Source organism: Rhizobium sp. R693 (genome assembly GCF_002211315.1).
In the GTDB taxonomy this organism is placed as follows: Bacteria; Pseudomonadota; Alphaproteobacteria; order Rhizobiales; family Rhizobiaceae; genus Rhizobium.
In genome coordinates this window covers 1-16,951 of record NZ_LOKY01000026.1, presented here as the reverse complement: position 1 = coordinate 16,951, position 16,951 = coordinate 1, and the positions used below count along the sequence as shown (strand labels likewise).

The window sequence follows — 16,951 nt, the reverse complement described above, 5'->3', positions numbered from 1 at the left end:
ACTCATCAACAATTTCGGTTGAGTGCATTCCATCTCGCATCTAAACCGCTAAAATTGCGGCAGAACGTCCCGACTGAAATGAGGTGCCGTGAGTTCTGATCCCTTCAAGACCGCATGTCATCGTCGAGCCAGCTGAGCCGTGTGGCTGCAATCTGGATATTGATTGCAGCCCAGAAAGCTGTCTCCGGTCTTGCTCTTTCTCTCAACGAGGTGCCCGACATGACAGGTTGGACATTGAGGCAGCGCCTCGCCATCGATCGTCTCCAGTCGGAAGTTGTTGCCAGCGATGTTCGCCAGCTCGTGAATGTATCGTGATGGTTGCCGGCCATTCATCAGCAGGAAGACACCTCGGCTTGCCCGCGTTAGGGCAACATAAAACAAGCGCCGCTCCTCAGCATATTCGTAGGTCTCTGGCTGCGGCATGACGAGGTTCAGAAGCTCGTCATCTTCAATTCGGCTGGGAACACCATATTCGCCCTCGCTGACATCCAGCAGGATTGTGTAATCCGCCTCCAGCCCCTTCGCGCGATGGAATGACAAACCCGACACTTCGATGTTCTCAAACAGGGGAAGGCCGCCTGCCAATGGATCAAGCAGGTTATACCGCCAGAGCACCATGACCTTCAGCTTCGCAGCGCTGCTCGTGCGCCATTGGCTTGCGATCCCGCCGAGAAACCGGTCAAGCCGGTCCAGAAGCTGCAGGCTGGCCTGACTGAAGTCGGGCTTGCCTTGTTCGCCCGTTATCGGAATTGCCCTGATGGATCGCGCAATCGCTGGTCTGACCGAGCGAACTGCTTTTCTCAGCTGAGCAGGGTTCCGCTGTATGAAATTTGCAGCCGCATCGGCAATCACCTGATTGCATCGGTAGGTCGTCTCGAGCCGGCCCTGCCAACTTGCGCCGAAATTCGCCTCGAATTGCGTGAATATGCTGATGTCGGAGCCGGCAAAGCGATAAATGGATTGCCAGTCGTCGCCGACCGCAAAGATCTTCGAGAATGGTTTCTGGTACTTCAGTGCCTTGATCAGATTGGCGCGTGAATCCGAGATATCCTGGAATTCGTCGACGAGGATGAGGGAGTAGGGGCTCTTATACCGGCCCTCCTCCACCAAGCGGGTGGCGTTGGCGATCATGGCATCAAAGTCGATGCGTTTGTCGTCTTTGAGCTTTTTCGAGTAGGCCTCGGTAATCTTCCAGATTGCCTGCGCGAACGCTTTGGCACGCTTCTTGTCGTGAAGGGAATTTGCGCGCTCCAAGAGCATTTCCAACGTCAGATCGCCAGCGCGGATATGCTTGATGCAGACGGCAATTAGCTTCTGGAAGTGTTTGATGACGACCGGCTCGACCGCCTTCAGGATTTCCTCAAGGCTGCGTTGTTGGAACTGAACTTCTCGTTTGGAAAGCTCGGCCTCAAGTTGAAGGAGAAGCGTTCCGTCGTTTGCCTGGGCTGATTTCGTCGTGAAAACGTCCAGCTCTGCTCGGTTGTAGGCCGCCAGCTTGCTATCGGCATGTTCCGCATAGTCGGCAAATGGCGAGGATCCGTCGCTGTCGATGGCAAGGTGTTCATGGATGGTGTTGCTTACCGGATAATAGAAGTCGGGATGCACGTGTCTGATCGTCCCGTCTTCGTCTTGCGTCGCGATTTGGCGCTCGTATTGGAACTCGACCGTATTGAGCCACAGCCAGTTCGCTATCGTCTGCTCTTGTAAAGATCTGACATAGACCCCGCCAAATGCGCCGATTGACGCTTCGCCACCACGCCGACGCGCCGAGATGTAGCGGTTATAGTCCGCATCGCTGTCAAAGACGGACGCAGGAATATCGGCTTTCGGATAGAGAACCAGAAGCTCAATCCAGACCTTGGCAAAACCTGCGTCCGATTGCATCAAGTCTTCGATGATCTTGGCGATGACCCGTGCCTCGCCAGCAGGATGGTCCACCCAATTCTCCAATTGTGGTGGCCTGGCCTCCACCAGTTCGATGATACCTCGACCGAGAGCGTGGAAAGTCGTGACCTTGCACTGCAGATCCGCCGGCTGGACGTCAAGCTGACGCGCTATTCGTTCCCTCAGCTCTTCAGCGGCGGTCCTGTTGTAGGCCAGAACAAGGATTTCCTCTGGCTGATACAGTCTCTTGTCCAGCACATAGGCAACCTTGCCGACCATTGTCGCCGACTTGCCTGAACCTGCGGACGCGATCAGAAGATTGCTGTCCTCCAACCGAATACAGGATTCCCTCTGTTGTTCCGACAACGATCGGCCATCGAGATCGTTGAAGAAAGGGGCATATCTGGTGAGCTCGGTCGCAACAAATTCATTATTGTACCGATGGCGCCGGTCGGGGTCGGTCAGGAAAGACAGGGACCGTGGAAGATTGGCTTCCATGGCCGCGGTTATGCCGTCGGCGTCAAACAAGGGATGGGAGAGTGCTGCGGCGGCGGGGCCAGAAACACTCGCAATCGCTTGCGCCAGATCGGCCTGTGCCAGATATTGCCGTTTTCCCTCGATCAATGGCTCGAGTTTCGCATCGACCTCTTTCAATGCCTCCTGATCCGACCCGATCAGTTCGAGCAGGTAGCGATTGATGAACCTGTGAAGGTCATTCGCGAGCCGGCTCGCGGCCTCCTCGCCGAGGCACGACAGCGTTTCGACATGACTGCGCGTGCGGATTTCGACCGTGTGCCAAAGCAGGGCCTTTTTGATGCCGATTGCGGTGATATCCAAGCATCGCAGCTCTGCCTGCGTTCCGATGTGCAGCTCGACAGACGCTGTGGTCGCCGTCGGTAGCCGGAGCTTCCACCTACCGGAGGGAAGCAGACGGGCGAAGAGGCCGGGCCGATAGGTAATGTAGCGATTGAAAATCACGGGTCGGCCATCGCGGGAATTGTCATTTCAGTTGGCTTCCCGCGATCATGGACGCATTTCTCAGCCGCTGGCATTGGCCTTGTCTTGGATTTTTTCGCATCGAGCGAGGAGTTCGTCGAAGGTCTCGGCCTCATCGAGAAGAAGGCCGTCTTCCAGCATCCCGGCGTAGTCCTGCTCGAGAGCCGCCCTCCCGTTGCCGGAGGGTGTCAGCTGCAGTCCACCGCCCACAGCGGCTTCATAGTCGACCGGCGTTCTGTCAGCCGCTTTCTCGGCAAAAAACATCGATTTGTGCTGCGCCACCGACTTGGCCAACTCGCGATCTGCGATCGCGCTGTCGGCGATGCCTATATCATCGAGGCGAACGATATCGTGCCAGTGGCGTGAAAAGCGCTCTCCGCGGAGCCGTTCCTGTAGGCAGAAGACGTGGATTGCCGTGGCCTTTTCCCAAAACGTGCGTTCGGCATGCATGACCCGCGGTCGCGCGGTGGGAAACTCGATGCCATCGACAAGGCCCGCGGCGTCGCATGAAATGTCGCAAACGCTTGCCGGTTCTCCGGTCGATCGAGCCCCGAACTCCAGCATAACGCTTGGAGGGACATAGCCGGATCCTCCAGCAACTGCTTCGTAATCGATGAAGAGCTTGTCGGCTTCGACGCGGACGGTGGCTGGAAGCGACTGGGCGCTGATCGCATCGACAATGAGCGGGCTCACGGTCTCCGATACCCAGGTCGGCAAACGCTTGCGGACCTCGCTCGACCAGCGCTTTTCCTCGCTTCTGGTTTTCGGCAATGCCTCCTCGTTCTCGCCCACGAGATCATGAGCGAGCTCGCGGATATCGTAGGTCAGGTCGACATCCTCCGAAAACCTGCGGATGGCGTTGTAGGCTTTCGATAAGGATGTGCCGCCCTTGAAGACGAGGTGATCGCCGAGCGCCGTCCCATAAAGGGTCTGCAGCGCCCAGACGACCCACGCGTCCTTTTCCAGGAGGTGGATCGGCCGCCTGGCTTTATCAGCCGCGATCGCAAGAACTTCTTTTCGATCGTCCCGGGAAAGTCGCAAAAACTTTTCAGCCATGAGCGGCCTTTCCTACACTACGGGCAAGCCAGCTGGGAAACTGAGGGGCGGCGGCAACGAGTTCGCCGAACGCCTCTGCGGAAAGCTTCCGCTTGATGCTCGGGAGAGCCTCTTCGGCTCTTTCCGGACCGAGCCAAGCCAGCGCGCGGACAGCCAGGCCTGCAGGCTTGTTCGCCAAGGCGAGCTGCCAGTGCGGCACATGCTTCAACTCGACCGTCTGGCTGCCGACAGTCATTGTTCTGCTGCGGCCGGATGTGAAATAGACGGATCGGATCGGAACCTGGGTGGAAAGTCCCAGCGAGTTCGCAGCCGCAGCGCCATTCGAGACGATGACCTCGCCACGCTGGTGTGCAACAGCTTCGACGGCTTGCTCGACCGTCGGCGGTCGGCTTCCAAAGCGGCTCTTGATCGCTTTCAGATAGACCCCACGACCGGCCCGAACGAGCTCGCCGCGTTCATGCAGACGTGACAGTGCCTGGTCTACCGCGGCACGGTTTCCCAAATGCAGGAAGGCCTTTGCCGACAGCGCCGTTCCCTCGGGAAGCTGTTCGGCATAGGCCATGATCTGTGTCGTCAGTCGTTGCATGGCAATCTCCTGTCAGAAATATATGCAGTTTTCTGACAGTATGCAATGTGTGACCCTCCTGCCGCTTTCCTCTTAACCGAAGGGCTTTGAGGCGGTCGATCATCTCACCTCGTGTCTCGCCGGCACTAATGCCAGCCCCGCCGTCGAAGTATTCAAATCAATTATGTCGACGGTGAACCTGGCTTGGGCGACGATCAACCATGAGCCATTGACCCTGTCACCATTAGGAAAATTCTTCTCAATCCGGCGCTTCCGCGGGCGCTAGAAGAGAAAAAAAATAATTTCAGTCTGTTATGTCCTCAGGGCGGCGGTTCAAGACTAGCACGCGACTGGACCGACTATGATGAGAGGCGTTGTCTGCAGATTTCCTCAACGCGTGTCTGCAGAACCTTGACGCGCTCGACCAACCAGCTGAGGTCCTCGTTGCTGATTGCATACTTTGACGAATACCGTGCTTCGACGTAGGCCCGCGACAGCAATTCAAAGCAGCGTCGTGAAAACCGGCTATCGCGCGGCCATGCTTGTATTAGCCTGACGTCTACGCCTTCAGCCCGTGAGCGGAGTCCCTTTATTCGGTGTGATCTTGGGCTGTAGAGGGTCAATGTGAGGAGAGCTCGAGCGCCAGCGCGTCGGATCGGAAGGCGTACAGAAAGTATTGCCGGCGACGGATCCGTTCGTTGGCGTCATGTATAACTTCATGCAGCCAGGTCAGGGATTTGTTGTCGCCGGCAAGCAGGATGCTGGCATGGTTTTTCAGCAGGCTGTAGAGAGCACGCAGTTCATCCTTCCACTGAGGGGGAGAACGTGATGTCAGCTGTTCCATGGGTCGATGATCTCGAGCCCGAAGCTCTCGAAATCCTTTGTGTTGCGTGTCGCAATGGAAAGATCGTGGGCAATTGCGGTGGCGGCGATCAACCCGTCCATTGAGGCGAGGCCACGACCGTTTCGTTTGGCGAGCGCCATGAGGTCACCCCAGGCCAGGGCGACAGTCTCTTCGACTGGAATGACCCGGCTCTCGAAGCGTCGCGGCAAATCATGGGCTAGCCATTCCGCCAAGGCGTCACGTTTACGTCCAGTGTCCATCAGAGCCACACCGCGGCGAATTTCTGCGATCGAAATGACACTGATGAAGGTGCGGTCTTCGTCAAGTCCGTGGAGCCATTGCAGAACACGCTCGTCGGGACGAGGCTTGGTGACTTCCGACAGGACATTGGTATCGAGCAATAACCTCACAGTGACAAATCACGTGGTTCATCGCGTTGACGATCCAGATCCAGATCAGTGCCACGTAGCGGCGAGTTCAACAGGAATTCCGCGAGCGAGCCTTTACGTGCTGTTTTGCGCTGCCACTCTTCAGCCGAAACGACGACGACACTTGGCTTCCCGTTTCGAGTAATGGTCTGCGGTACGGACTGTGCACGCTCCATGACTTCCGACAGTTTGGCCTTGGCACCGGCGACCGTCCAGCTCCTATCATCATGCGTTGATGGCAGCATAGCTCACTCCTAACTATAATGACTATTGTGACTATAATGCCCGAAAAGACCCTGCGCAAGCCCTTCGAGGGGAAGGCGAAGGCTCAATGTTATCGGCCCTTTTGCGCTGACGCGTGCGCTGCTTCCGCTATTGCGCGCCGGTCAGGGCCGAATCGTCAACGTCGGTGCCTCAAGCGCCCATACCACAGTCCCCTTTTTTGGCGCCGTCTCGGCCTCCAAGGCAGCGCTCGCGTCCTTGAACGACGCGATGCGGATGGAGTTCGGGCCGTTTGGCGTGAAAGTTGCGCTCATCGAGCCGGGCGCCATCCAGACCGGCATCCTAGAGACGTCGGGGGCGCTGCAAAGAGAAGCCTTTAAGGGCGAGGAGGCGGAAAGCGTTGGGTCGAAGCATCGTCCACGAAAGTCAGCTGGCCTTCACTGCACTTTCCCCAGCCAGGTGCCAGCGCGTAATCCGGTCCTTCGCGGCTTGCAATCACTCGCGGAAAAACCATTTGACCGGCGACGACAATCGCGCCAAGCCGTCAAACATTGCGGTATGTCAAGGCGGCTGCCAATCCGGTCCGGTATCGTGCACGCTCTTGTAGCTGGAGCCGGACACATGACAATCCCCGCCAAATCTGTGATGACAACGAGTTTAGTTACGGTGTCGCCTGACACCACCGTGGCCGAGGCCGCCCGCCGCATGCTCATCCATCACGTCACCGCCCTACCGGTGGTAGACCCCGATAACCGGCCGCTCGGATTGATCAGCGAAGGCGACGTGATGCGCCACTTCGGCGCGCAGTTTCAAAGTAAGCGAGCGCAATGGCTACGGATGCTAGCGGAAGGCGAGGCACTCGCCCCGGAGTTCCTTGCCGAAATCCGCCTCAACCAGCAGCAAGTCCGCGAGATTATGCACACGACCATCATCTCCGCTGATGAGGAAGCCTCTCTTGCAGAGTTGGCTGATCTGATGCTGAGACATGGAATCAAGCGCGTCCCTATCCTGCGTGACGGCGTGTTGGTTGGCATCGTCAGCCGCGCCGATGTGGTTCGGGCCGTGGTCGAGAAACTGGACGACTTGCTTGAGCCGACGGGCTAGCGCCGGGAGCTGGTTGGCCGGACCACGGTCGGGTCAGCGACCAGTGCAGCAGCACGACAAAAGTCAGCAGGTCGTAGGCGTGGCGCGCCCTAGGCGGAGTCAGATTGTGTTCCGGCATGCAAATTTGGCTGCCCTGACGCAGATTTGGTGCAATTCCCTCATGTAGCGCCGAGCAGGCGGGCTTGAAGAAGATGGAGCTTTCCGCGACCGTACATTTGGCGCTTCGCCAGCTTGAGCTTGGTTATCTGCCCCTCGCTTTGTCCGTTGAACCACGGTGAGACAATCGCTGCTCGGACCGCCTTTATGTCTTTTGCAACGCCATTGCCAAAAGAGGCAACCAGACTTTCGCGAGCGCGGTCGATCCACGGCGCGAGCTCGTTTTCCGCCTTGCGCCGGATCATGCGATGGAAGTCGGTGATGATGTCGCGAGCTTTAACCAGCAAGGGAACTCCGCCTTCTATTGCAGCGATGGTGATGGTCTCGGATTTCGTCAGGTTGTCTCTGCTGGTTGTCCAAAGGCGGGCAATCGTTCGGGCAGAGGGAATGCGGTTCTGTCGTCTCGGCATGACGATGGTCGGGTATCTGAATACAAGAACCGATGCGCCCCATTAAATGCCAGAAATTTTCTTGAATGCCCGGGGGATTAGGTCGCAAAATCCCTCGTTAGTCCGTCGTTCCCCCAGAGTCGGAACCAACTGCTGCCAGTCGAAGTCTTCCTGAAGTTCAAGGTTTTGCATCGGTTCGATCTCGTCTGTATTTCGCGCAAATCCTCAGGCTGCTGGTGCTGAGCTCGCATAGCGATATGCACGAGAGCCGCTATATGCCGCTCAGTCCCAGCCAATTCACATGGAAACAGTCGTGGCCATGCACTTGCGCTACGGCCACGAGGGACGTGTGAAGGTAACCATCGATAAGAAACTTCACGAAAGTGAGCCGGAGGGTTTGGGCACGCTTTCTCGGCGAAGTCGCAGACGTTTCTCGGACTTCACCTTCAGGCCCTGCTCGGAAAGCCTCCGCGGTCGTCCCCTGGCGGGATGGGCCGCGACCCAGATCTCTGCAAGTTCCACCATGCGCTCGGTGAGCGAAGGATAGCCCTCAATGATTTCCACCGTGCTTGCGCCCTGCGCCTTCATCGCGGCAATCGTCCGCACAGGAACGCGGGTTCTCTTGAATACTGGCTCACCGCCCACGACGCCTTTCACGCTCTCGATCATTCGTTCTGCATCTCTAAGCGCCTCGGCGCGCGCGGCCAGTTGCTCCCGAGCCCGCGCAACATCGACGATGAGATAGTCGTCTGCCCTGACAGTATCGGCATTTGTCATCCAGTCCACGACCTTGCCGTCCAGGTTCTCCTGAATGGCGATGTGGCCCATGGCGTTGTTCGGCGCTGCCCCGTGCCAATGCTTCTCGCCCGGCTCAAACCATACGACATGCCCCGGACGAATTTCCTCGACGGGGCCGCCTTCACGCTGGACCCGGCCGAGGCCGGAAGTAACGATCAATGTCTGGCCGAGCGGATGCGTATGCCAGGCCGTGCGAGCGCCCCGGTTCGAACGTGACGAGCGCCGCCGCGGCGCGCCGGGCGTTGTTCGGCTGGAAGAGCGGGTCAACACGAACGTTGCCTGTGAACCAGTCTGCTGGTCCTTTGCCGGAGGGTTGCGAGCCGTTTCTGATGATCTCCATCGCGATTTCTCCTTATGCCTTGCTTTCCCGCGACCGCATCAGCGGCACCGCAAGAATGGAGGAAGCAAGGAACACGACGGCGCTGAGCGCGAATGGACTCCACCAGCCGACATCGTCGAACAGAAGGCCACCAGCGAATGCGCCCGAGGTGATCGCGAACTGGATGAGGGCGACGAACCAGGCTCCGCCTTCCTCGAGGTGGTGGGGGATGGTGCGGGTCATCCACGTCGTCCAAGCAGCCGGAACGGGGGTCGTGAACAGGCCCCAGAGAAGCAGCAGGCCTGCGGTCACGTAGGCGTAGGAGCCGAGGCCCACGAGCGCCAGCGCGATGACCACCAGCAGCGCCGGGAACCCGATCAGGACATGCGCCATGTGGGACCGCAGGATGCCGGGGATAACCCACGTGCCGCCGAGACCTGCCAAGCCGATCCCGAGGAGGACGAGCGAGAGCGGATTGACGCCGAGATGGGTGATGTCTTCGAGGAACGGCCGCATGTAGGTCGACAGCGCGAACTGCCCCATGAAGAACAGGATCATCGCCGTCATGCCGAGCGCGAAGGTGCGGTTGGCCATCAGGCCGAACGTCCGGCCGAGCGAGCCATGAGAAGAGCCGGGCATCCGGGGCAGAACGATCAACTGCCAGATGAAGGCCGCGGCTCCGATCGGCACCACGATGAAGAACGCGCCGCGCCAGCCGATCAAGCCTCCGAGGAAGCTGCCGAGCGGGGCCGCGATGACGGCGGCCAGGGCGCTGCCACCCTGAAGCATGGCCAGCGCCTGCGGCACGTCCGGCTGGGACGCGATGCGGGCGATGATCGCCGTCGACAGCGACCAGTAGCCGCCGATCGAGATGCCGATGAGCGCCCGGCCGAACATGAAGACGAGATAGTTGGGGGCGAACGTCACCGCCAGTCCGGAGGCGACCAGCACGACCGTGTAGCCGAGGACGACCAGGCGGCGGTCGAAGCTTCCTAGCACGAGGTTGCTGAACAGGGCGGTGAAGACTGCGAAAAAACCCGAGATCGAAATCGCCTGGCCAGCCTGGCCGGTGGTGATCGCGAGTTCGTCGGCGATCGGGGTGAGCAGGCTGACCGGCATGAACTCCATCGCGACGAGCGTGAAGGAGGTCAACATCATGCAGATCACGGCGCTCCACGGCGTCGTCTGGGTTTTGATTTTCATATCATAGGTGGTGTCCATATCGGTCGTTCGCTTTAGAAGGGGCTGTTCATGGAGTCCGGCGACGGCTGCGTGTTGCCGTTCGGACGGTCCAGCTGCCGAGGCGGGCCATGTCGTCGTCGAGTTCGAAGTCCCACACGGCCAGGTTCTCGGAGAGCCGGGACGCGGTCGCCGTCTTGGGCAGAGGCACGAGGCCCTGCTGGTGGTGCCATCGGATGACGGCCTGTGCCGGAGAGTGCGCATGCTTCGCCGCGATGTCGCGGACGACGTCGTTTCGAAGGATGCCGCTCCCGCCGCCGCCGAGCGGGCTGTAGCTCTGGATGACGATGCCCGCGTCACTGTGATGGTCCCGAACCCCGCGCTGCTGGAAATAGGGATGGACCTCTAGCTGATTGACAGCGGGGGTGATGCCCGTCTCCCGGATCAGGCGATCGACATGGGCGGGCGTGAAATTGGACACGCCGATCGACCGGACGCGGCCGGACTTCTGAAGTTCGATGAACGCCTTCCAGGTTTCGACATAGCGGTCGTGTCGCGGCATAGGCCAGTGGATAAGGAACAGGTCGATGTAGTCGAGCTTCATCCTGGCGAGCGTTTCGTCGAACGACTTCAGCGCCTGGTCATGTCCCATATCGCGCCCCCGAAGCTTCGAGGTGACGAACAGCTTTTCGCGCGGCACATCGGCGGAATGTATCGCGCTGCCGACGCCCGTCTCATTTAAGTAGGCCTGGGCGGTATCGATATCGCGGAAGCCCGCTTCGATGCCGACCTTCACCAGCGACTGCGCCTCGGTGTCGCTCAACTGCCAGACCCGGTAACCGACGCGCCGCATCGTGTTGCCGTCGTTGAGAGTGACTGTCTGGTCAACCATGGTTGTCTCCGTACCTCGCACTGTTCGCTCAACGCCTGAGCGGGGCCCGCCCGTTGCCTCTACTTCGCGGCCTCGATGACGACCGTCGCGTCGTCGGGGAGGGCGAGCAGCTCCTCGATGCTCGCGTGGATTTTGCCCAACGGCACCTTGCCTGGCCAATAACCGATCGGGCCGTAGTAGAACGCGATCCAGTTTCCCGGCTCGCAATCGCCGACTTCCGGGATCAGCGGTTCGTCACCGCGGGGAGCGCCTTCCATCGACAGGGGAGCCTTGAGCCGCACCACTTTCTCGTCATAGCCCGGATAGTCGTTAGCCTTGAGGGCCAACGGCAGCTTGGCGAGAAGGTCCCTGGCAGTCGGATTGTCATAGAGGTCGATGCGAAAGGTCTTGGTTCCGATCCGGACGGACACGCTGTCGGTCGCCAACTTCCCCAACTCGGTGTTCGCGGGGTTTGCCTGCGTGCTTGCGTGGATGAGGCCAGCGGCCCCAAGGCACGCCAAGGACAGCGCCGGACTCCTGGTTCTTTTCGGGTGACGATGCGCCGTCACATGCGCAGCAGCGTCTTGATCGCCGCACGCTCGTCCATCGCCTTGTAGCCCTGGGCGACATCGGCAAGCGGGACTTCGAGATCGAAGACCTTTCCCGGGTTGATCTTGCGCGACGTGATCAGGTCGATCAGGTGCGGCAGGAAGCGCCGGACCGGAGCCGGACCGCCGAGCAGGTTCTTCTGCGCGAAGAACAGCATCTGGCCGTCGAGGCTGACGCCGTGAGGCACGCCGACATAGCCGATCGAGCCACCTGGGCGGCATGCGCTGATCGCTTGCATCATCGACTCCTGAGTGCCGACGCATTCGAGCACCGAGTCCGCGCCGACTCCATCAGTCAGCGCCTTGATCCTGGCCACGCCCTCGTCGCCGCGCTCGGTGACGATGTCGGTCGCGCCGTAGTCGAGAGCGAGCTCCTGGCGCTGCTTGTGGCGGCTCATCGCGATGATACGGCCGGCTCCGAGTTGTTTGGCGGCGAGCACGCCCATGAGACCGACGGCCCCATCGCCGACAACGACCGCCGTGCAGCCTTCGGACACGCGGGCGGCGTCGGCTGCATACCATCCTGTGCCGAGGACGTCCGAGGCCGCCAGGAGGCTGGGGATCAGATCGTCGGAAGGCATCGTGTCGGTGGCGACAAGCGTGCCGTCGGCCAGGGCGATGCGGGCATAGGGAGCCTGTGCGCCCGACATGAACTCGCGGCGCTCGCACGAGCTCTGGAAACCATAGAGGCAATGCGGGCATGTGTTGTCCGAAAGGCAGAAGGAGCCGACGACGAACTGGCCGACCTTGACGTTTCTGACTTCGCTGCCGACCTCGACGACCACGCCGCAATATTCGTGACCCATGTGCTGGGGCTCGTTGACGGGCTGGATGCCGCGGTAGGACCATAGGTCCGAGCCGCAGACGCAGGAGGCCGAGAGCTTGATTATCGCGTCGGTGGGCTTCTGGATTTTGGGTTCAGCGACTTCCTCGCAACGGATGTCGCCAGGGGAGCGAAGGACTGTGCCGAGCATGGTGGTCTCCTGTCGGGCGTATGGCCCGTCTCATTGTGTCGGGAGATAGATAGCACCGATCGATAGCGAGGATTAGCCGTCGCAATTTGCATGGACTTATCGAATTCGGCTATCAATGACGAACGACGATCAGCCGGAGAGCGCGACATGGCCCGCGGGAACTTCAACGAACTTCTGCTCTTCCTCGCGGTGGCCGAGGAACGCAGTTTCACCAAGGCGGCCGCCAAGCTCGGCGTCGCACAGTCGACCCTGAGCTATGCCGTCAAGGAACTCGAGGCCCGAATGGGTTTGCGGCTCCTGACGCGGACGACGCGCAGCGTATCGACCACAGAAGCCGGGGAACGGCTCCGGCAGTCGCTGGCTCCGCGCATTTCCGAGATCGAGGCCGACATCGAGGCCCTGATGGCCTACCGGGACAAGCCAGCCGGCACCTTGAAGATCACGCTGTCGACCCACGCGATGGAGAGCGTGGTCTGGCCCAAGCTTGCGCCCATCCTCGGCGACTACCCTGACATCAAGCTGGAACTCAGCGTCGACAACCAATTCCGAGACATCGTTCAGGACGGCTTCGACGCGGGCGTGCGCCTCGGCGAGAGCCTCGAGAAGGATATGGTGGCCGTCAGGATCGGGCCGGACTGGCGACTGGTCGCCGTGGGCTCGCTGGGCTACTTTGAGGCCCATCCAGTGCCGACGACACCACAGGAGCTGGTTCACCACAACTGCATCAACCGTCGCCTCGACCGGGTGGGCGGGCTCTATGGTTGGGAATTCGAGAAGGACGAAGAAGAGGTGCGGGTTCGAGTGGAAGGCCAGCTGACCTTCAACACCGATCGCGAGATGGTGGAGGCAGCACTACTTGGCTACGGCATTGCATTCGTGCCAGAGAGCTATGTCGAGCGGCATGTCGCGGAAGGTCGCCTCAAGCTTGTTTTGGACGACTGGACGCCGAAGTTCGCGGGCTACTATCTCTATTATCCGAGCCGGAGGCAGAACCTGCCCGCGTTTTCGGTGATCGCCGATGCTCTTCGGGAGAAGAGCGGCTGAATATCAACCGCTCCATGATCGCTGTTAGCGCAATCCTGACGTCACGAAGGCGGTGAAACATCGAGGTCATTGGTTCGGATACTTCCAAGGAGAGAGTAGTAAACGACGTGTGAATCTCCCTCGCTAACTTGCCTGCTCATCGTGCAATGCGCGATGCGCTTCGATTTCCCCTAGGTGACCGACTACCCACATGGCGAGCTGCAACAGGGGCGCCGCGAGCGAGTGGCCGAGATCTGTCAGGCTGTATTCGACCTGCGGCGGTATCGTCGCATAGACCTTGCGCGTGACCATGCCGTCGCGCTCGAGCGCCTTCAGGGTGCGGGTCAGCATCTGCTGCGAAATCCCACCGATCAGCCGCTTCAACTCGTTGAAGCGCCGCGGCCGTTCGGCCAGCATGGTGACGGCCATGATCGTCCACTTATCGCCCATGCGGCCGAGGATCTCGTTGACCTTCCGGCAGCTAGGGTCAGTGCCGGGCTGTTTTGGCGCCGTCTGCAAGGCTGTGCTTAGGGGGGTAGGCATATGCATGTGACTAGGCCTCGAAAATATGCGTTCTTGCAGCATGGGTAGTCCCAATATCATATCAGGTCAGCAAAACATACCAACCCAGGAGTAGGTTATGACTGACAAGAAAACGATTGCCCTGTTTGGCGCCGGCACCGGGCTCGGCGCCTCGCTTGCCACCCGCTTCGGCCGCGAAGGCTATCGGGTGGCGCTGGTCGCCCGCAGTGCTGATCCGCTCGAGGAACGAGTGGCCGAGCTCGCGCAAGACGGTATCGAAGCGGCAGCGTTCCCGGCCGATCTCGCCAATGTCGACGGCATTCCGGCGCTCGTCCACACCATCGAAAAACGCTTCGGCTCGATCGACGTCGCCGTGTATGCGCCTGTCCCGTCCGATGTCAGCTTCGTGCCCGCAACCGAACTCGATGCCGCAAAGCTCAAGTCGATGGCCGACATCTATGCCTTCTCGCCGATCGAAGTGTCGCACACAGTCCTGCCCGGCATGCTGGCCCGCGGCGATGGCGCCGTCGTCATCGTCGGCGGGCTCACCGCCGCGGTCGCCATCCCCGGGATGAGCGGCGTCGGCCCGCTGATGGCGGCGGCCCGCAACTATGCCTTCACGCTCAATGCCGAAGCGATGCCACGGGGCGTCTACGCCGGCACGGTAAATATCGGCGCGGCCATCGAGCGCTCGGCCGGATTGCGTGCCATGACTGCCGACGGCACGCCGCTCGACCCGCGGTTCCCGGTGATCGACCCCGACGACATCGCCGAGGAGATCTGGGACCTCGTGACAAAGCGCGACCGGGTCGAGGCGATCCTGCCGCCCATGCCGCATGCTTGATCGGGAGGAGGGCATCATGCTCAAAATCGAACTCTATACCGAAATCACCTGCCCCTGGTGCATCATCGGGCAGCACCGACTGGACAAGGTTCTGGCTGAGCGTTTTTCTGGTCTTGTCGCGGATATCCGGCACCACCCGGTTCTGTTGCTGCCGGATGCACCGGCCGCGGGGGTTTACATTCCCGATCTGCTTCGCAGCCGCTACGGCGCCGCCGATCCGAAGGCCGCATTTGCGCGGCCCGAGGGCGCGGCCCGCGCATCGGGGCTGGACCTTGATCTCAGCCGCCAAGCTTGGGCCTATCCCACCCAGGCTGCCCATGCCCTCATTCTCGCCGCTCGCGAACGCGGCACACAGCATCGCCTCGCGGTGGCAATTTCCGAAGCCTACTTCCTGGAAGCGAAGAATATCGCCGACACCGATGTGCTTGCCGATATCGCAATCGACTACGGTTTCGACCGCGCCGAAGCGCGCGCGATCGCCCTCGATCCGGCTCAGCACGAGCGGGTGGAGCAGGAGGCGGCCAGATCCGCTGTGGCAGGTGTCCATTCTGTTCCCCACTTCGTCTTCGTCGGACGCGTGGCGATCAGCGGTGGCCGCAGTGAAGACGAAATCGCTGCGGCCGTAGAGGACGCTATCCAAGCCACTGCGGTCGGCTGACGAGGGAGGCAGACCTCCCGGGGCGCTGCGTCAAACGGCTGTCAAAAGTGGGCGTCCGGAGCGATGACTTTGCCGGAAGCGATCAGCGCCCTGAGGGATTCCTTTACGGCCTCGAGGCTGCTGTATCGCGGCCGGTAGCCGAGACGTTGGCGGCTCTTTTCGATCGAGTGGCAGGAGCTTCGGATGATGTGTCCACGCGTGTTTTCGGCGTAGTCTCCGAGGCCGAGGATCCATTCTTCGAAGGGTTTGTAGGCGAGGCGCGGTTCCTTGCCGAACCAGCGGTAGACTGTCTCGGCGTAGCCGCGCAGCGTGACGGCCTGTTCGGAGACGGTGTTGAAGACTTCGCCGATCGAGGCCGAGCGGTTTTCGATCGCACCTATGATCCAATGGGCGACATCGTCGGCATGGACGTGGTGGACCGTTTCGAGGCCGAGATTTGGCAAGACAAGTTCATCGCCGCGGGCGATCAGCGAAAAGACCTCGGGGTTGGAATTGCCGATCGGGTTGATCGGGTTCCAGCCTTCGCCGACGATATGGCCGGGGCGAAAGCAGGTGGCGGGAAAGCCGGTCATGCGCGCTTGCCGCATTAGCCAGGCTTCGCTCTCGGCCTTGCCCTTTCCATAGGCATCGATGGGATTGGGGGGATCGGTTTCAGTGGAGGGGATCGTAAACAGGCGGCCATAGACCCAGATCGTGCTGCAAAAGAGGTAGTGCCCGATCCTGCCGCTGAGGGCCTCGACCACCTGCTGCGTGCTGGCGAGATCGAAGGTTATCATGTCGATGACGATATCGGCCTCAAGGGCTGCGATCTTCTTGCCGAACTCTCCGGATTTCTCCTCCTCCGCGCGGTCGAGCGCGATATGCTCGATGCGGCTCCAGGCGTCGTGAGGGCGGTAGGGTCGGGCGGCGCCGCGGCTGACATTGACGACTTCATGGCCGCGCTCGACCAGCGCCGGCACTAGGTAGCTGCCGACATGGCCGCTTCCCCCGATAATGACGATGCGTGACATGGCTCATCTCCCTGTTGCCGGTAACTCCGCGATCGCGATGAGGCTAGCACGCGTTGCCTATTGCGATTAGATTAGGATCTGTAAACTTGATGTGTTTGTGAAGTAAGCTCAGCAATGCCACGCGACCAGATCAACGAACTCACCGCCTTCCTTGCCGTCGCGAGGACCCGCAGCTTCCCGGACTGACTGCTCGCCACTGACTTCCTGGAAGGCGATGATGTCGGCGGGTATGGAACGAGCGATGAAGTTCGCGATCTGCTCCTGCCGCTTGCGGTAGGCCTCGAGATTAACGCGAACGGTTCCGCCGGCGAAGTAAACGTTGCAGACGGGGAGGCGGCTGACGTCCCATCTCTCGATCTTGAATGCGTCGATGTCGACCTTGGTGCGCGGATCGTTAATTGCGTTGGCGTAGATGAGCGGCAAGTGCAATAACTGGTTTTTTGCAACGATGCCTTTCAAACACAATGCCGCTCGCCGCCATCGCATTGGCAAGATGAAGTT

General features: G+C 60.3%; 18 protein-coding genes and 3 pseudogenes. 4 read left to right on the top strand and 17 right to left on the bottom strand.

The window, feature by feature from the left end:
- Nucleotides 1-117 precede the first annotated feature (117 nt).
- From ATY79_RS20090 to ATY79_RS20060, 7 genes and pseudogenes are all read right to left on the bottom strand, one after another.
- On the bottom strand, nucleotides 118-2,862 hold the full coding sequence (locus tag ATY79_RS20090) for a UvrD-helicase domain-containing protein (protein WP_088704694.1): 2,745 nt from the start codon (nucleotides 2,860-2,862) through the stop codon (nucleotides 118-120).
- 60 nt (nucleotides 2,863-2,922) lie between these two features.
- A complete protein-coding gene (locus ATY79_RS20085; protein WP_088704693.1) occupies nucleotides 2,923-3,936 on the bottom strand; it encodes a nucleotidyl transferase AbiEii/AbiGii toxin family protein in 1,014 nt (337 codons plus the stop codon).
- The gene (locus ATY79_RS20080; RefSeq protein WP_088704692.1) at nucleotides 3,929-4,522 is read right to left on the bottom strand and encodes a DUF6088 family protein; all 594 of its coding nucleotides are present in this window, start codon (nucleotides 4,520-4,522) and stop codon (nucleotides 3,929-3,931) included. The genes ATY79_RS20085 and ATY79_RS20080 overlap by 8 nt, the downstream gene beginning before the upstream one ends.
- A 338-nt stretch (nucleotides 4,523-4,860) precedes the next feature.
- Nucleotides 4,861-5,133: pseudogene (locus ATY79_RS20075) on the bottom strand (nucleotidyltransferase); the annotation flags it as partial.
- Entirely contained in the window at nucleotides 5,121-5,345 is a 225-nt protein-coding gene (locus ATY79_RS20070) for a hypothetical protein (protein WP_088704690.1), read from the bottom strand. The gene ATY79_RS20070 and the pseudogene ATY79_RS20075, both read right to left, overlap by 13 nt.
- A complete protein-coding gene (locus ATY79_RS20065) occupies nucleotides 5,333-5,755 on the bottom strand; it encodes a type II toxin-antitoxin system VapC family toxin (protein WP_088704689.1) in 423 nt (140 codons plus the stop codon). The genes ATY79_RS20070 and ATY79_RS20065 overlap by 13 nt, the downstream gene beginning before the upstream one ends.
- Nucleotides 5,752-6,018, bottom strand: a complete 267-nt coding sequence (locus tag ATY79_RS20060) for a type II toxin-antitoxin system Phd/YefM family antitoxin (protein WP_088704688.1) — start codon at nucleotides 6,016-6,018, stop codon at nucleotides 5,752-5,754. The genes ATY79_RS20065 and ATY79_RS20060 overlap by 4 nt, the downstream gene beginning before the upstream one ends.
- A gap of 91 nt (nucleotides 6,019-6,109) precedes the next feature.
- Here ATY79_RS20060 and ATY79_RS31645 point away from each other — a divergent pair, with 91 nt between their 5' ends.
- Nucleotides 6,110-7,099, top strand: a complete 990-nt coding sequence (locus ATY79_RS31645) for an SDR family NAD(P)-dependent oxidoreductase (RefSeq protein WP_280950894.1) — start codon at nucleotides 6,110-6,112, stop codon at nucleotides 7,097-7,099.
- 158 nt (nucleotides 7,100-7,257) lie between these two features.
- Here ATY79_RS31645 and ATY79_RS20050 read toward each other — a convergent pair whose 3' ends face one another.
- The 7 genes and pseudogenes from ATY79_RS20050 to ATY79_RS20020 form a co-directional block, all read right to left on the bottom strand.
- Nucleotides 7,258-7,665 carry a transposase gene (locus ATY79_RS20050; protein ID WP_348627572.1) on the bottom strand — a complete coding sequence of 136 codons (408 nt, stop codon included), beginning with the start codon at nucleotides 7,663-7,665 and terminating at the stop codon, nucleotides 7,258-7,260.
- 256 nt (nucleotides 7,666-7,921) lie between these two features.
- Nucleotides 7,922-8,023: pseudogene (locus tag ATY79_RS31995) on the bottom strand (toxin-antitoxin system, toxin component, PIN family protein); the annotation flags it as partial.
- Entirely contained in the window at nucleotides 8,020-8,712 is a 693-nt protein-coding gene (locus ATY79_RS31640) for a DUF433 domain-containing protein (protein WP_245312407.1), read from the bottom strand. The gene ATY79_RS31640 and the pseudogene ATY79_RS31995, both read right to left, overlap by 4 nt.
- Before the next feature lie 82 nt (nucleotides 8,713-8,794).
- Nucleotides 8,795-9,982, bottom strand: a complete 1,188-nt coding sequence (locus tag ATY79_RS20035; protein WP_088704686.1) for an MFS transporter — start codon at nucleotides 9,980-9,982, stop codon at nucleotides 8,795-8,797.
- Nucleotides 9,983-10,010: 28 nt separating this feature from the next.
- Complete coding sequence (locus tag ATY79_RS20030; protein WP_210421410.1) at nucleotides 10,011-10,832, bottom strand: aldo/keto reductase; 822 nt, start codon at nucleotides 10,830-10,832, stop codon at nucleotides 10,011-10,013.
- 59 nt (nucleotides 10,833-10,891) lie between these two features.
- Nucleotides 10,892-11,242, bottom strand: coding sequence for a cyclophilin-like fold protein (locus ATY79_RS20025; protein WP_210421409.1), 351 nt, complete (start codon nucleotides 11,240-11,242; stop codon nucleotides 10,892-10,894).
- Between the two features lie 134 nt (nucleotides 11,243-11,376).
- Entirely contained in the window at nucleotides 11,377-12,393 is a 1,017-nt protein-coding gene (locus ATY79_RS20020; protein ID WP_088704685.1) for a zinc-dependent alcohol dehydrogenase family protein, read from the bottom strand.
- Nucleotides 12,394-12,540: 147 nt separating this feature from the next.
- Here ATY79_RS20020 and ATY79_RS20015 point away from each other — a divergent pair, with 147 nt between their 5' ends.
- Nucleotides 12,541-13,437 carry a LysR family transcriptional regulator gene (locus ATY79_RS20015; RefSeq protein WP_088704684.1) on the top strand — a complete coding sequence of 299 codons (897 nt, stop codon included), beginning with the start codon at nucleotides 12,541-12,543 and terminating at the stop codon, nucleotides 13,435-13,437.
- Between the two features lie 123 nt (nucleotides 13,438-13,560).
- Here the strand turns inward: ATY79_RS20015 and ATY79_RS20010 are convergent, their stop codons facing one another.
- Entirely contained in the window at nucleotides 13,561-13,965 is a 405-nt protein-coding gene (locus ATY79_RS20010; RefSeq protein ID WP_088704683.1) for a helix-turn-helix domain-containing protein, read from the bottom strand.
- Between the two features lie 91 nt (nucleotides 13,966-14,056).
- Between ATY79_RS20010 and ATY79_RS20005 the strand changes: the two genes are divergently transcribed.
- Nucleotides 14,057-14,782: an SDR family NAD(P)-dependent oxidoreductase gene (locus ATY79_RS20005; RefSeq protein WP_088704682.1), complete on the top strand. Its 726-nt coding sequence runs from the start codon at nucleotides 14,057-14,059 to the stop codon at nucleotides 14,780-14,782.
- 16 nt (nucleotides 14,783-14,798) lie between these two features.
- Nucleotides 14,799-15,440, top strand: coding sequence for a DsbA family protein (locus ATY79_RS20000; RefSeq protein ID WP_088704703.1), 642 nt, complete (start codon nucleotides 14,799-14,801; stop codon nucleotides 15,438-15,440).
- 41 nt (nucleotides 15,441-15,481) lie between these two features.
- On the opposite strand, the gene ATY79_RS19995 is transcribed toward ATY79_RS20000, so the two are convergent.
- Entirely contained in the window at nucleotides 15,482-16,450 is a 969-nt protein-coding gene (locus ATY79_RS19995) for an NAD-dependent epimerase/dehydratase family protein (protein WP_088704681.1), read from the bottom strand.
- A gap of 108 nt (nucleotides 16,451-16,558) precedes the next feature.
- Nucleotides 16,559-16,951 (bottom strand): annotated as a pseudogene (locus tag ATY79_RS31635) (hypothetical protein); the annotation flags it as partial.